Origin of the sequence: Micromonospora sp. NPDC047465 (assembly GCF_040643125.1) — a bacterium.
Classification (GTDB): Bacteria; Actinomycetota; Actinomycetes; order Mycobacteriales; family Micromonosporaceae; genus Micromonospora.
The window spans coordinates 101,372-114,899 of record NZ_JBEYTP010000012.1; the positions used below are offsets into that span (position 1 = coordinate 101,372).

Consider the following 13,528-nt stretch of genomic DNA (forward strand, 5'->3'; position numbering starts at 1 on the left):
ATGGCAATATCGAAGCCGATCAGGGACCGTCCGTAGTCGGCGCGGGGTGTCGGACCCCCGGCGTACCGTTGAGGTCATGGCGCTCGACATTCCCCGGCTCGACGGCCGCTTCCAGGTCGTCAGCGACTTCCAGCCGGCCGGCGACCAGCCGGCGGCCATCGACGACCTGGAGCGTCGGGTCCGACGCGGCGACCGCAACACGGTGCTGCTCGGCGCGACCGGCACCGGCAAGAGCGCCACCACGGCGTGGCTCGTCGAGCGGTTGCAGCGGCCGACGCTGGTGCTCGCGCCCAACAAGACGCTCTGCGCGCAGCTGGCCAAGGAGTTCAGCGAGCTGCTGCCGCACAACGCGGTGGAGTATTTCGTCTCCTACTACGACTACTACCAGCCCGAGGCCTACATCCCGCAGACCGACACCTACATCGAGAAGGACTCCTCGATCAACGAGGAGGTCGAGCGGCTGCGGCACTCGGCGACGATGTCGCTGCTCACCCGGCGCGACGTGGTGGTGGTGGCCACCGTCTCGGCGATCTACGGCCTGGGCACCCCGGAGGAATACCTCGACCGGGCCGTGCGCGTCGCCGTCGGGCAGGAGCTCGACCGCGACCAGCTGCTGCGCCGCCTGGTCGACATCCAGTACTCGCGCAACGACATGGCCTTCAACCGGGGCACCTTCCGGGTCCGGGGCGACACGCTGGAGATCATCCCGGCCTACGAGGAGCTGGCCGTCCGGATCGAGCTCTTCGGTGACGAGGTGGAGAAGCTCTACTACCTCAACCCGCTCACCGGCGACGTGGTCCGCGAGGTCGACCACCTGCTGATCTTCCCGGCCACCCACTACGCGGCCGGCCCGGAGCGGATGGAGCGGGCGATCCGCGACATCGAGGCCGAGCTGGGCGAGCGGTTGGCCGAGCTGGAGCGGCAGGGCAAGCTGCTGGAGGCCCAGCGGCTGCGGATGCGCACGACCTACGACATCGAGATGATGCGGCAGGTCGGTTTCTGCTCCGGCATCGAGAACTACTCGATGCACATCGACGGCCGGCTGCCGGGCAGCCCGCCGCACTGCCTGCTCGACTACTTCCCCGACGACTTCCTGACAGTCGTCGACGAGTCGCACGTGACCATCCCGCAGATCGGCGGCATGTACGAGGGCGACGCGTCACGCAAGCGGATGCTGATCGACCACGGCTTCCGGCTGCCCAGCGCGGCCGACAACCGGCCGCTGCGGTTCGACGAGTTCCTGGAGCGGGTGGGCCAGATGGTCTTCCTGTCCGCCACGCCCGGCCCCTGGGAGCTGGAGCAGGCCCAGGGCGAGTTCGTCGAGCAGGTGATCCGGCCGACCGGCCTGATCGACCCCGAGGTCGTCGTGAAGCCCACCAAGGGCCAGATCGACGACCTGATGCACGAGATCAAGCTGCGCACCGAGCGCGACGAGCGGGTGCTGGTCACCACGCTGACGAAGAAGATGGCCGAGGACCTGTCCGACTACCTCCTGGAGAACGGCATCCGGGTGCGTTACCTGCACTCCGAGGTCGACACCTTGCGCCGGGTGGAGCTGCTGCGCGAGCTGCGTAAGGGCGACTACGACGTGCTGGTCGGCATCAACCTGCTCCGGGAGGGCCTCGACCTGCCCGAGGTGTCGCTGGTCGCCATCCTCGACGCCGACAAGGAGGGCTTCCTGCGCAGTGGCCGGTCGCTGATCCAGACCATCGGCCGGGCGGCCCGCAACGTCTCCGGCCAGGTCCACATGTACGCGGACAAGATCACTCCGTCGATGGCGGACGCGATCGAGGAGACCAACCGGCGGCGGGCCAAGCAGATCGCGCACAACGAGGCGCACGGCATCAGCCCGGAGCCGCTGCGCAAGAAGATCCACGACATCCTCGACGACATCTACCGCGAGGCGGAGGACACGGAGAACAGTCGGGTCGGCGGGGCGGTGCGGCAGATGTCCCGGGGCAAGGCGCCGGTGAAGGAGACCCGCAGTCGCGGCCGGGCCGGCGGCGCCGGGCCCGCGCGGGAGGGGATGGCCCGGGCCGAGCTGGCCCAGCTCATCCAGGAGCTCAACGACCAGATGCTGGCCGCGGCCCGGGAGCTGCAGTTCGAGCTGGCCGCCCGGATCCGCGACGAGGTCGCCGACCTGAAGAAGGAGCTGCGCGGCATGGACGCCGCCGGCGTGAAGTGACCGCCCGGCGACGGGCTGGCGGCTCCGTCGGCTCCTCGCCGTGCGGTTCGGCCACGGGCCGGCCCGTCGCCGAAGACCACCGCGCGCTTCCACCGGGCGTAGGCGGTACCCGGGCGCCGGGCCCGGTCACGCCCGGGTACCGCACCGCCCGGGACCTGGCAGGCGACGTCTGCGCGTTCGGCGCGTACCGGCCCTGACGGGCGGCCGGCGGGGCCCGGCCGGCAACGGGGGCGACTAGCCTCGATTGCGGTACGCGAGCAAACTATTGCGCTGGGTGATCGTCGTGCGTACTCTCCCTCGGTGGGGAGGCGGGGATGCCGTTGCCAACGAGTCCGGTCATTCGACGCGCACGCTTGGGCGCCGAGCTGCGCCAGTTGCGCAGGCGGGAAGGGCTGACACTGGAGCAGGTCTGCGACCGGCTCGGCTGGGCGTCCACCTCCAAGCTGTCCCGCATCGAGCTGGGGCAGAGCCGGCCGGATCTCGCCGACGTCCTCGATCTGCTCGACGTCTACGAGGTGCCGCCGCCGCAGCGGGAAGCGCTCATCGTCATCGCCCGCGACGCCGCGACCAGCCGGGGCTGGTGGAAGGCGCTGGGGGAGATGGGGGAGCGGCAGCGCACCTACGCCGAGCTGGAGGCGGGAGCGGCGGCCATCGTGGACTGGCAGCCCGCCGTCGTGCCGGGGCTGCTCCAGACCCCGGCGTACGCCCGGTTGCGGATCGCCGCCGGCCGGCTGCTCGACCCGACCGTCGACGTGGAGGCCGACGTGCGCGCCCGCGCGATGCGGCACGAGGTGCTGCGGCGCACCGATCCGCCCCGCTACACGGCGGTGATCGCCGAGGCGGCCTGCGAAGCCGACGACATCCCGCCGCAGGTGCGGCAGGAGCAGCTGCGGTTCCTGGTCGACCTGGCCGGCCTGCCGCACGTGACGATCCGGCTGCTGCCCCGGGGTGTCGCCGCGCGGGGCGGGGCGCAGCCGCTCACGCCGTACTCCTGCTACTCGTTCCCCGACCCGGCCGACCCCCGCACCGTGATGCTGGAGGCGTTGACCACCGACGTGCGCCTGGCGACGACGGCCGACGTCGACCGTTACGACCAGCTCACCGGTTGGCTGCTGGACGCGGCGCTCAGCCCTGAGGAGACGAGCGCGGCGCTGAGCCGGCGTGCCGCCGGGTGATCCCTGCCGAGGCGGCGATGCCTGCCGACTGACCCGGCCGCGGGCGAGCAGCGCGGCCGAGGCGCCGCCCGCCGGATATCGCCGCGCGGCCACCGGGCCCGGCGCCCCCGAGCCCGTCGGGACCGGCAGCCGGCGCGTGCACCGCGCAGGGTAGGTCAGGGGTATGACAACCTCAGGCCGGCACGTCCACGAAGTGCTCGACCAGCGGCGGGTTGGCGAAGTACGGGCCGATCAGCGCCCGCCACTGCGTGAAGCGCTCGGTGCCCCGGAAGTTGTCGTTGTGCGCCTCGACCGAGTCCCACTCGACCAGCAGCACGAACCGGGACGGGGACTCCACGCCCCGGGTCATCCGCACCGACCGGCAGCCCGGCGTCCCGGCGAGCACCGGGTGCCCCTTGGCGTACGCGGCGGCGAACTCGTCCTCGTGTCCCGGCAGTACGTCGATGAGCGCGACCTCAAGCACCATGGCCGCAGCCTTTCACGTCGCCCCGGCGGCCCGCCGTCGCGGGGGCCTGTTCCCGGTGGTCGGGCGGATCTAGGGTGGGCGCGCGGAAAGGGGAGAGGCATGATCGACTGGCTCACCGGCACGGCGTTCACCGTGGCGGGCACCGGCACCACCCGCGCGGAGCTACTGGGCTTCGCTACCGGGGTGCTCAACGTCTGGCTGGTGGCCCGGCAGCGGATCGCCAACTGGCCGGTCGGCATCGCCAACGTGCTGCTGTTGATGCTGCTGTTCTGGACCGCCGGCCTGTACGCCGACGCCGGCCTCCAGGTCGTCTACGTCGTCCTGGGCCTGTACGGGTGGTGGGCGTGGCTCTACGGCGGCGAGCGGCGCAGCCGGCTGACGGTCCGCGGGACGAGCCGCCGGGAGTGGTGGGCGCTGGGGCTGGCCGGGGTGGCGCTGACCGGCGCGCTGTGGGCGCTGCTGGACCGGGCCACCGACTCGACGGTGCCGCTGCCGGACGCGCTGACCACCGCCCTGTCGCTGCTGGCCACGTACGGGCAGACCCGCAAGCGGGTGGAGAGCTGGTGGCTGTGGATCGCGGCGGACCTGATCTACATCCCGCTGTACGCCTACAAGGGCCTGTACCTCACGGCGGCGCTCTACCTGATCTTCCTCGGCCTCTGCGTGCTCGGGCTGCGCGAGTGGCGGGCGGACCTGCGGCGCGGCGCCGGCGCGACCCGGGCGCCGTCCGGTCCGGCCCCGGTGGCGGCGTGACGGGCCCGGCGCCGGCCGACGAACGCCCGGCGGCGGGCGGCGGCGCGGCCGGGCCGGCGGCGCCGGAGTTCCGGCACGGGCTGGTGGTGGGGAAGTTCTATCCGCCGCACGCCGGCCACCACGCGCTGATCGAGGCCGCCGCCGCCCGCTGCGCGGCCGTCACCGTGGTGGTGGCGCCGTCGCGCCGGGAGTCGATCCCGCTCGCGCTGCGGCTGGACTGGCTGCGCGAGGTGCACGCGGCCACCCCGTGGGTCCGCTTCGTCGGCCGGTACGACGACCACCCGGTGGACTACGCCGACCCGGCCGTGTGGGACCTGCACTGCGCGGTGTTCCGCGAGGCGCTGGGCGGGCGGCGGGTGGACGCCGTCTTCTCCTCCGAGACGTACGGCGAGGAACTGGCCCGGCGCTTCGACGCTGTCGGCGTGTGCGTGGACCAGGGGCGGCGGCGCGTGCCGGTCTCCGGGACGGCGGTGCGCGCGGACCCGGCAGGCCACTGGGACCGGCTCAGCGCGCCGGTGCGGGCGTGGTTCGTGCGGCGGGTGGTGGTGGTCGGCGCGGAGTCCACCGGCACCACCACGATGGCCGCCGCCCTCGCGGAGCACTACGGCACCCGGTGGGTTCCCGAGTACGGCCGGGAGCTGACCGAACGGAAGCTGGCCCGGCTGCGCGAGCGGGACCCGGCGGCCACGATCTTCGACGTGACCTGGGACCGCGACGACTTCGCCGAGGTGGTTCGGGAGCAGCAGGCGGCGGAGGACGCGGCGGCCCGGTCGTGCGGCCCGCTGCTGTTCTGCGACACCGACGCCCGGGCCACCGCGGTGTGGGAGGAGCGCTACCTCGGGTCGGCGTCGGCGGAGGTGGGCGCGGCGGCCCGGCGGCCCGCGCTGTACCTGCTGACCGACCACGTCGGGGTGCCCTTCGACGACGACGGGCTGCGCGACGGGGAGCACCTGCGGGCGTGGATGACCGGGCGGTTCCGGACGGAGTTGGCCGGGTGCGGGGCGCCGGTGGTCGAGCTGACCGGCCCGCATCCGGAGCGGCTGGCCCGCGCGGTGGCCGCCTGCGACGCGCTGCTCGCGGCCGGCTGGCCGCTGGCCGACCCGCTGGTGCCCGGCGGGTCGCCGGCGGAGCCGCGCGGCCCCGCCATCCAGGAGCACCTAGCCTCCTAGGACGCTCTACGCAGAGTGCGCTCAGCCTCACCGGGACGGTCGGCGGCTGCCGGTGGGCGAAGACACGGGCAGCCCGGGGTGCGGTCGCTGGGCGCGGTGGGCAAGAATGGCGGACGAGGAGGGGAGTATTCCCCCGTGACGGAGTCGTCAGCACGGTCGAGCATCGGTCCCCGGTGCGCGACCCGGCCCCGTCGGTCACCGCCCGCAGGACGGTGACGGAAGAGACCTCCGACAGTCACCAGAGTCAGCGTCGCCGGCACACCGCGCCCACCGAGGGCGTACGGTGTGCCCGTCGTTGCGTGTCTGCCGGAGGAATGAACCTTGGACGTGTCGGGACTGGTCTGGGCGGCGACCCTCGTCGTACTGACCGCGATCCTCCTCGTGGATCTGCTGATCATCGGTCGGCGCCCCCACGAGCCGAGCGTGCGTGAGTCGAGCCTGTGGGTCGGCTTCTACGTGGGCCTGGCCCTGATCTTCGGCGCCGGCGTCTGGCTGACCTCCGGGGCGAGCGCGGCCGGGCAGTTCTACACCGGCTGGCTGACCGAGTACAGCCTCTCGGTCGACAACCTCTTCGTCTTCGTGATCATCATGGCGCGGTTCGGGGTGCCCCGGCAGTACCAGCAGAAGGTGCTGCTCATCGGCATCGTGCTGGCGCTGATCATGCGGGGTGGGTTCATCGCCGCCGGCGCGGCCCTGATCACCCAGTTCTCCTGGGTGTTCTACATCTTCGGGGCGTTCCTGATCTACACCGCGATCAACCTGGCCCGAGAGGGCGAGCCGGACGAGGACGAGTTCAACGAGAACGTGCTGATCCGGTGGAGCCGCAGGGCGCTGCCGATCTCGAAGGACTACGACGGCGCCAAGCTGACCACCCACTCGCCGAAGGGCAAGCGGATGTTCACCCCGATGCTGATCGTCATGATCGCCATCGGCACCACCGACCTGATCTTCGCGCTCGACTCGATCCCGGCGATCTTCGGCATCACGCAGGAGCCGTACCTGGTCTTCACCGCCAACGTCTTCGCGCTGATGGGTCTGCGGCAGCTCTACTTCCTGCTCGGCGGCCTGCTGGACCGGCTCATCTACCTCACCTACGGCCTGGCCGTGGTGCTCGGCTTCATCGGCGTGAAACTGGTGCTGGAGGCGCTCGCCGACAACAACCTGCCGTTCGTCAACGGTGGGGAGCCCGTCTCCTGGGCCCCGCACATCCCGATCTGGCTCTCGCTGACGGTCATCCTCGGCACTCTCGCCGTGGCGACCGTGGCCAGCCTGGTCAAGTCCTCCCACGACCGGCGCCGCCTGCTGTCCGACGCCCGCCGCTGAGGCGTACCCGCGCGACGAGGGGGCGCTCCCGGTCCGGGAGCGCCCCCTCGTGCCGTACGCGGGTCAGACCCGGTGCGCGCCGACCAGGGTGGCGGTGCGTTCGGCCGGCAGCCGCTCCTCCAGCACCCGGCGCTGCAGGTAGCAGGCATGCAGCATCCGCCGGTCGTCGCCGGGACGCGGGTCGGCGGTGACGATGCCGATGTGGTGGATCTTCCGGCCGGGCCGGGCGAAGAAGTAGAGGTCGCCGGGGCGTTCCGTGCCCAACGGCACCGGCGTGGTCGCCGCGGCCTGGTCGTCGGCGTCGCGCGGCAGCAGCACGCCGAGCCGCCGCCAGGCCAGGTGGACCAGGCCGGAGCAGTCGATGCCGTACGCGGACACGCCGCCCCAGATGTAGACGACGTCGACCAGCCGCTGGGCGACGGCCAGCACCTCCCCGGCCGACGGGGGCGTGGTGGGCACCGGCACGGCGTGGGCGGCGGGCAGCCAGAGCGGGTCGGCGTGACCGGGCGCGTGCACGGGGCGCCAGCCGTCGACCGCCGGGCCGGCCGGGGCCAGCCGGGTGCCGAGGACCACCCCGGGTACGACCTCGGCGCCGCCCGGGGCGGTGCGCAGGGCGGTGACGGTGGCGTCGACCACGAGCGGCTCGGCGTCGGCGGGGCCCGCGCCCGGGGCGAGCTGCTCGGCGGGGAGCCAGCCGGGGTAGCCGCGCGGGTGCAGCCCGGGGGCCGGCTGCTCGACGGCCACCACCTGCGCCCAGCCGTCCGGGCGCACGTCGGTGACGAGCACCCGCTCGCCGAGCAGCAGTTGGCTCAGCACGCAGTCGCCGACCTGCTGGTCGGTGTCCATCCCGGAGATCCAGGCCGCGATGTCGGTGCGCGCGGCCAGGGCGGGACCGTCGACGGGTCGTACCGCCTCGGGGGCGGTCCAGAGGGTCGCGACGGCGACCCGGACCACGGCCTCCCGGCCCGGTTGCAGCTCCACGTCCACCCCCAGCTCGATCGTTCCCGCGACCCTATGAAAGTTTCCGCCAGTCATCAATCACGAGTCTGCATCTTTGCTTCAGTCACGGAGGTCACGCCGAGGCCCGGCGCGTCCGGCAGCACGACGGTCGCGCCGTCGTACCGGAGGCCGTCCCGCACCGGCGACCGGGCCAGCCACCACGCGGCGTCCAGGTCGGCGACGGCCGTGGTGCCGTAGGCGGCGACCAGGCTGGCGGCGGCGCCGATGCCCACCTGGCTCTCCATCATCGACCCGACGACGGTGCCGAGGCCGTGCGCGGCGGCCAGGTCGAGCAGGGTCCGGGCGGGGTGCAGGCCGCCGCACTTGGCGAGCTTGACGTTGACCATGTCGGCGGCCCGGCGGCGGATGACCTCGACCAGGTCGCGGACGCCGAAGACGGACTCGTCGGCGAGGACCGGCACGTCCACCCGGTCGCTGACCCAGGCCAGCCCGTCGAGGTCCCAGCGCGGGACCGGCTGCTCGACCAGCTCCACGTCCAGCCCCGCGTCCTCGACGCCGCGGATCACCCGGACCGCCTCGCGCGGGGTCCAGCCCTGGTTGGCGTCGAGCCGGATCCGCACGTCCGGGCCGACGGCCGCCCGCACGGCGCGGACCCGCTCCAGGTCGCCGGCCGCGTCGGTGCCCACCTTCATCTTGAGCACGCCGAAGCCCTCCGCCTGCCGCTGCCGGGCCGCCGCCGCGAGGTCTACCGCGTCGCCCGCGGCGAGCGTGACGTCCGTGGGGACCCGCAGGGCCGTGCCGCCGAGCAGCCGCACCAGCGGTACGCCGAGCCGCCGCGCCGCCAGGTCGTGCAGGGCGACGTCGACGGCCGCCTTCGCCGCCTCGTTGCCGGCGACCGCCCGTTGCACCTCGGTGCAGCGGGCCACCAGGTCGTCGGCGTCCCGCCCGGTGAGCGCCGGGCCGAGCAGGTCGCGGACGCACGCCTCGGAGCCGGCCACCGACGCCCCGGTCACCTGCCACACCTGTGGCGCCTCGCCGTAGCCGGAGCGGCCGTCGGTGTCGACGACCTCCACCACCAGGGTCTCCACGGTGGTGGTGCGGCGCAGCGCGGTGACGAACGGGGTGTGCAGGGGGGCGGAGAGCCGGTGGGTGCGCACCGCGGCGATCGTCATGTCCGGCACCCTATACGGACACGCACGGGCGAAGGGGAGGCCGGCATGAGCGAGCGTAGCGAGCGAATCATCGGGTGCGGTGCGGTGGTGCCTCATGGTGGCACGGAGCGGAGCGGAGTGCCGGCATGAGTGAGCGTAGCGAGCGGAACTGGGACCTGGTGGGCGCGCCGAACGCCCGGGACCTCGGCGGGCTGGTCGGCGTGGACGGCCGGCGGGTGCGGCCGGGCGTGCTGATCCGCACCCCGGCGCTGGGGCGGCTGGCCGACGAGGACTTGCCGGTGCTGGCGAAGCTCGGCCCGGCCTGCGTGGTCGACCTGCGGGACCGCTCGGAGATCGTGGTCGCCCCGCCGGACCGGCTGCCGGGTGAGCCGACCGTGGTGCACCTGCCGGTGCACGACGCCGAGCACCCCGTCTTCACGTACGTCTCGGCGGTGCTGCTCGGGCACGACCTGGGCGCGTACGCGGCCCTGGCCGAGCAGGGCACCCCGGCGGCGATGGCGGCGATCTACCGCTGGTTCGTCACGGGGGAGTCGGCGCGGGAGAGCTTCGGCGCGGCGGTCCGGCTGGCCGCGGAGGCGCGGAACCTGCCGCTGGTCTACCACTGTTCGGCCGGCAAGGACCGCACCGGCTGGTTGACGGTGCTGCTGCTCAGCGCGCTCGGCGTGGACGAGACCGCGATCCGAACGGACTACCTGGCGAACAACGCGCTGACCGAGAGCCTGCGGGAGGTCCTCCTGGAGGCGATGCGCCGCCGGCAGCCGGGGCTGGACGTCGCGGCGGTGCGCCCGGTGCTGGAGGTGCGCGAGGAATACCTCGACGCCGCGTACGGCGAGGTGCGCCGGGTGCACGGCTCGTTCGGGGCGTACCTGCGCGACGGGCTCGGGATCACCGACGACGTCGTGGCGGCGCTGCGGGCACACCTGCTGGAGTGACGGCTCACGGCAGCCCGTACGCGTCGGCGAGCGCGTCGATCTCGGCGCGGAGCAGGGTCGCCGGCGCGAAGCCCATCCCGGCGAAGTGGCCGACCGCCTCCAGTCCGATGACGCCGTGCAGGCGGGTCCAGACGGTGACGGCTGCGGCCAGTGCCGCCCCGGCGTCGGCCTCGGGCGCGTACGCCCGGACCCAGGCGGCCACCTCGGGCGTGTCGGCGGACCACCGGGTGAGCTGGTCGCGCAGGGCGGTGGCCCGGGGAGCGGGCCGGCCCTGGGCGAGGACGCCGAGGAACGGGCCGAGCACCGCCCGGGCCCGGTCGACGGTGTCGGGCGGGGCCTGGTAGGTGGGGCTCGGCGGGCCGGTGAGCAGCAGGTAGGTCTGCGGGTGGGCGACCGCCCAGGCGTGGAATGCCGCCGCGAGGGCGTGCAGCCGGTCGCGGGCGGGCTGCCCGGCCGATGCCTCGGCGGCCTCGGCGACGGCGGCGGCGACGTCGGCGTACCCGTCGAGGATCAGTTCGGTGAGCAGTTCGTCGCGGCTGCCGAAGTACTTGTAGAGGGCCGGACCGGAGACGCCGAGCCGTTTGGCGATGGCGTTGAGCGCGACGGCGGCCGCCCCGCCGGCGGCGACCTGGTCGAGGGCGGCGCGCTTGATCTCGGAGCGCACCTGGGCGCGGTACCTCCCGCGCGGGCCGTCGTCGGTCTTCGGCACGTCGTCTCTCCGTCCGGTCGGCCGCGTGACACGCGGCACTGTTGACAGATCATAACTCCGGTTAGAGGATCTAACCAACGCGATGACCTATAACAATTAGGAGTCGAGATGTCCGGAGAACTGCACGTCGTCCTGGGTGCCGGGCCGGCCGGCACCACCCTCGCCGCGCACCTGGCCGGCCAGGGCCGTCGGGTCCGCATCGTCAGCCGGCGCGGCGAGGCCGCCGTGCCGGGCGCCGAGCGCCTCGCCGCCGACCTCACCGACCCGGGGCAGGCCATCGCCGCGCTGGCCGGCGCCACGGTCGTCCACCACTGTGCGAACGTGCCCTACGCGCAGCAGGTCGAGGTGATGCCCCGCATGCAGCGCGCCGTGCTGGCCGCGACTGCGGCGGCGGGCGCGCGGTTGGTCGTGCTCGACACGCTCTACCCGTACGGGCCGACCGGCGGGTCGGTGATGACCGAGGAGACGCCGTGGCGGGCGGTGAGCCGCAAGGGCAGGATGCGGGCCGACCTGGACGCGGCGTACCTCGACGCGCACCGGCGGGGTCAGGTGTCCGTCGTGATGGGCCGCTCGGCGGACTTCTTCGGGCCCGGCGTGTTCAACTCCAGCCTCGGCGGCACCGTCTTCCCGGCCGCGCTGACCGGCGGCACCGCGCTGGCGCTGGGCGACATCGACCTGCCGCACAGCTATAGCTACCTGCCCGACGTGGCGGACGGCCTGGCGCTGCTCGGCGACCACCCGGAGGCCGCCGGGCGGGTCTGGCACCTGCCCGCCGCGCCGGCGCCCACCACCCGCGAGGTGCACCGGATCGTCGAGCGTCTGGTGGGCCGCCCGTTCGCCGTCGACGTGCTGGACTCGCCCCGGCCGTGGGGGCCGTTCGACGAGGCGTTCATGCGCGAGTACGCCGAGTTGTTCTACCAGTACCGGGAGCCGCAGGTGATGGACTCCACGGCGTTCGAGACCCGGTTCGGGGTCCGGCCCACGCCGCTCGCGGAGGCGTTGGCGGCCACCGTCGACTGGTTCCGCGCGGCGCTGGCCCCGGCCGGCTGAGCGGCCGTCACAGGTCGTGTCGGGCGGCCCAGGCTGCGGCGGAGATCCCGGCGATCAGCCGGCACGCGTCGTCCTCCGCCTCGTCGCCGTCGGGGCCGCCGTCGGCGAGGTCGGTGGTGGTGCAGGCGACGACCGCGTACGCCGGCGCGTCGTCGGGGAAGACCACCCCGGCGCCGTGCCGCACGCCGTGCACCCAGCCGTTCTTGTGCGCGATGCGGGTGCCCTCGGGTAGCCCGGCGGCGAGGTCCTCGCGGTGTTCCTGGGCGAACAGCACGTCGAGCATGGCGGCGCAGCCGGCCGGCGAGGCGAGCGGCCCCGGGGTGTCCGCCCCGGTGGCCAGCGCGCCGAGCAGGGCGGCCAGGTCGGCGGCGGTGACCAGGTTGGTGATGCCCGCCTCGCGGGCCGCGAAGTCCTCGATGCCCCGCCCGGTGACGCTGTGCCGGGCCCCGGCAAGCGCCCAGACCTCCGCCACCGCCGGCAGGCCGACGTGGCCGATGACGATGTTGGTGGCAAGGTTGCTGGAGCGGACGATCATCCGGTGGGCGAGCCAGCGCAGCGGCGCGCTGTCGCCGACCCGCTCCCAGACGGCCTCGTCGTTGTCGTAGTGGCGGGCGCAGCAGAACCGGGGCGCGCCGGGCAGCGCCGAGTCGAACTCGTTGCGCACCGGCACCGGGGTGTCCAGGTCGAGGGTGCCGGCCTCGGCGGCCCGGTGCAGCGCGACGAGCACCGCCGCCTTCATGGTGCTGGCCGCGTAGTGGGTGGCGTCGGCGTGCCGGGTCCAGGCGGGGTCGGCGCCGGGCCGCCCCACGTACGCCGACACGGTGCCGGGCACCCCGTCCAGGTGGGCGTCGAGCTCGTCCCAGGTCATGCGGCTGACCGTAGCGGATCACCGGCGGGTCGGCGGGACGGGGCGATCGGTCGTACCGTGCGGGGATGACGGTTGCCGCCTACGACGCGCACGCCGACTGGTACGAGGCGTTCGCCGCCGACACGTCCAGCGACTACATGACCCGGGTCCGCGGCCGGTTGCGCGACCTGCTCGGCGCCGGCGCCGGCCGCTGCCTCGACCTGTGCTGCGGCACCGGCCTGCAGGCGGCGGAGCTGCGCCGGCTGGGGTGGCACCCGGTGGGGGTCGACCTGTCGGGCGGGCAGTTGCGGCACGCCCGGCTGCGCCTGCCGGTGGCCCGCGCCGACGCGGCGGCGCTGCCGGTCGCCGACGGCTCGGTGCCGGCGGTGGCGTGCGTGCTGGCCCACACCGACGTGCCCGACTACGCGGCGGTGCTCGCCGAGGCGGCCCGGGTGCTCGCGCCCGGCGGGCGGTTCGTCCACGTCGGAGTGCACCCGTGTTTCGTCGGCGCGTTCGCCGACCGGTCCGACGCGGAGCGGATCGTGGTCGACGGCGGCTACGGCGACCGGGAGCGCAGCTTCCGGGCGTGGACGCCGCACGGGGTGCGGGTGCGTGTGGGCGCGTGGCACGTCCCGCTGGCCGACCTGCTCAACGCGGTCACCGACGCCGGCCTGACCCTGGTCCGCACGGCCGAGTCCGGCTCCGGCCCGGTGCCCGACCTCTTCGCCTTCCTCGCCATCCGCCCCGCCTGACCCGGGCGTCGTGAACGGGCGGAGCCCGGACCGCG

The 13,528-nt window shown here is 74.0% G+C and carries 13 protein-coding genes; 8 read left to right on the forward strand and 5 right to left on the reverse strand.

Annotated features, from left to right (window positions below; translation table 11 throughout):
• The first annotated feature begins 76 nt into the window (after nt 1-76).
• Nucleotides 77-2,185, forward strand: coding sequence for an excinuclease ABC subunit UvrB (gene uvrB, locus ABZ793_RS14065; protein ID WP_357456757.1), 2,109 nt, complete (start codon nt 77-79; stop codon nt 2,183-2,185).
• Between the two features lie 314 nt (nt 2,186-2,499).
• Entirely contained in the window at nt 2,500-3,360 is an 861-nt protein-coding gene (locus ABZ793_RS14070) for a helix-turn-helix transcriptional regulator (protein ID WP_350709213.1), read from the forward strand.
• A 172-nt stretch (nt 3,361-3,532) separates the two neighbouring features.
• Here the strand turns inward: ABZ793_RS14070 and ABZ793_RS14075 are convergent, their stop codons facing one another.
• A complete protein-coding gene (locus ABZ793_RS14075; RefSeq protein ID WP_350709211.1) occupies nt 3,533-3,826 on the reverse strand; it encodes an antibiotic biosynthesis monooxygenase in 294 nt (97 codons plus the stop codon).
• Between the two features lie 99 nt (nt 3,827-3,925).
• On the opposite strand from ABZ793_RS14075, the gene pnuC reads away from it, so the two are divergent.
• The 3 genes from pnuC to ABZ793_RS14090 all read left to right on the forward strand — a co-directional run bounded on the left by pnuC (nt 3,926) and on the right by ABZ793_RS14090 (nt 7,071).
• Nucleotides 3,926-4,579, forward strand: coding sequence for a nicotinamide riboside transporter PnuC (pnuC, locus tag ABZ793_RS14080; protein ID WP_357456760.1), 654 nt, complete (start codon nt 3,926-3,928; stop codon nt 4,577-4,579).
• Nucleotides 4,576-5,748: an AAA family ATPase gene (locus tag ABZ793_RS14085; RefSeq protein WP_357456762.1), complete on the forward strand. Its 1,173-nt coding sequence runs from the start codon at nt 4,576-4,578 to the stop codon at nt 5,746-5,748. Before pnuC ends, ABZ793_RS14085 begins: the two co-directional genes overlap by 4 nt.
• A 321-nt stretch (nt 5,749-6,069) precedes the next feature.
• Nucleotides 6,070-7,071: a TerC family protein gene (locus ABZ793_RS14090; protein WP_357456764.1), complete on the forward strand. Its 1,002-nt coding sequence runs from the start codon at nt 6,070-6,072 to the stop codon at nt 7,069-7,071.
• Between the two features lie 63 nt (nt 7,072-7,134).
• Here the strand turns inward: ABZ793_RS14090 and ABZ793_RS14095 are convergent, their stop codons facing one another.
• Nucleotides 7,135-8,106 (reverse strand): NlpC/P60 family protein, encoded by a 972-nt coding sequence (locus ABZ793_RS14095; RefSeq protein ID WP_357456766.1) that lies wholly within the window; start codon nt 8,104-8,106, stop codon nt 7,135-7,137.
• Nucleotides 8,106-9,203, reverse strand: a complete 1,098-nt coding sequence (locus tag ABZ793_RS14100; RefSeq protein WP_357456768.1) for a dipeptide epimerase — start codon at nt 9,201-9,203, stop codon at nt 8,106-8,108. The genes ABZ793_RS14095 and ABZ793_RS14100 overlap by 1 nt, the downstream gene beginning before the upstream one ends.
• Before the next feature lie 125 nt (nt 9,204-9,328).
• Here ABZ793_RS14100 and ABZ793_RS14105 point away from each other — a divergent pair, with 125 nt between their 5' ends.
• Entirely contained in the window at nt 9,329-10,135 is an 807-nt protein-coding gene (locus ABZ793_RS14105; RefSeq protein WP_357456770.1) for a tyrosine-protein phosphatase, read from the forward strand.
• 4 nt (nt 10,136-10,139) lie between these two features.
• Here ABZ793_RS14105 and ABZ793_RS14110 read toward each other — a convergent pair whose 3' ends face one another.
• Nucleotides 10,140-10,844 carry a WHG domain-containing protein gene (locus tag ABZ793_RS14110; RefSeq protein ID WP_357456772.1) on the reverse strand — a complete coding sequence of 235 codons (705 nt, stop codon included), beginning with the start codon at nt 10,842-10,844 and terminating at the stop codon, nt 10,140-10,142.
• A 108-nt stretch (nt 10,845-10,952) separates the two neighbouring features.
• On the opposite strand from ABZ793_RS14110, the gene ABZ793_RS14115 reads away from it, so the two are divergent.
• A complete protein-coding gene (locus ABZ793_RS14115; RefSeq protein ID WP_357456774.1) occupies nt 10,953-11,894 on the forward strand; it encodes an NAD-dependent epimerase/dehydratase family protein in 942 nt (313 codons plus the stop codon).
• Between the two features lie 7 nt (nt 11,895-11,901).
• Here ABZ793_RS14115 and ABZ793_RS14120 read toward each other — a convergent pair whose 3' ends face one another.
• Entirely contained in the window at nt 11,902-12,762 is an 861-nt protein-coding gene (locus tag ABZ793_RS14120) for a serine hydrolase (RefSeq protein WP_357456776.1), read from the reverse strand.
• A 65-nt stretch (nt 12,763-12,827) separates the two neighbouring features.
• Here ABZ793_RS14120 and ABZ793_RS14125 point away from each other — a divergent pair, with 65 nt between their 5' ends.
• On the forward strand, nt 12,828-13,493 hold the full coding sequence (locus tag ABZ793_RS14125) for a methyltransferase domain-containing protein (RefSeq protein WP_357456778.1): 666 nt from the start codon (nt 12,828-12,830) through the stop codon (nt 13,491-13,493).
• Nucleotides 13,494-13,528: the final 35 nt, after the last annotated feature.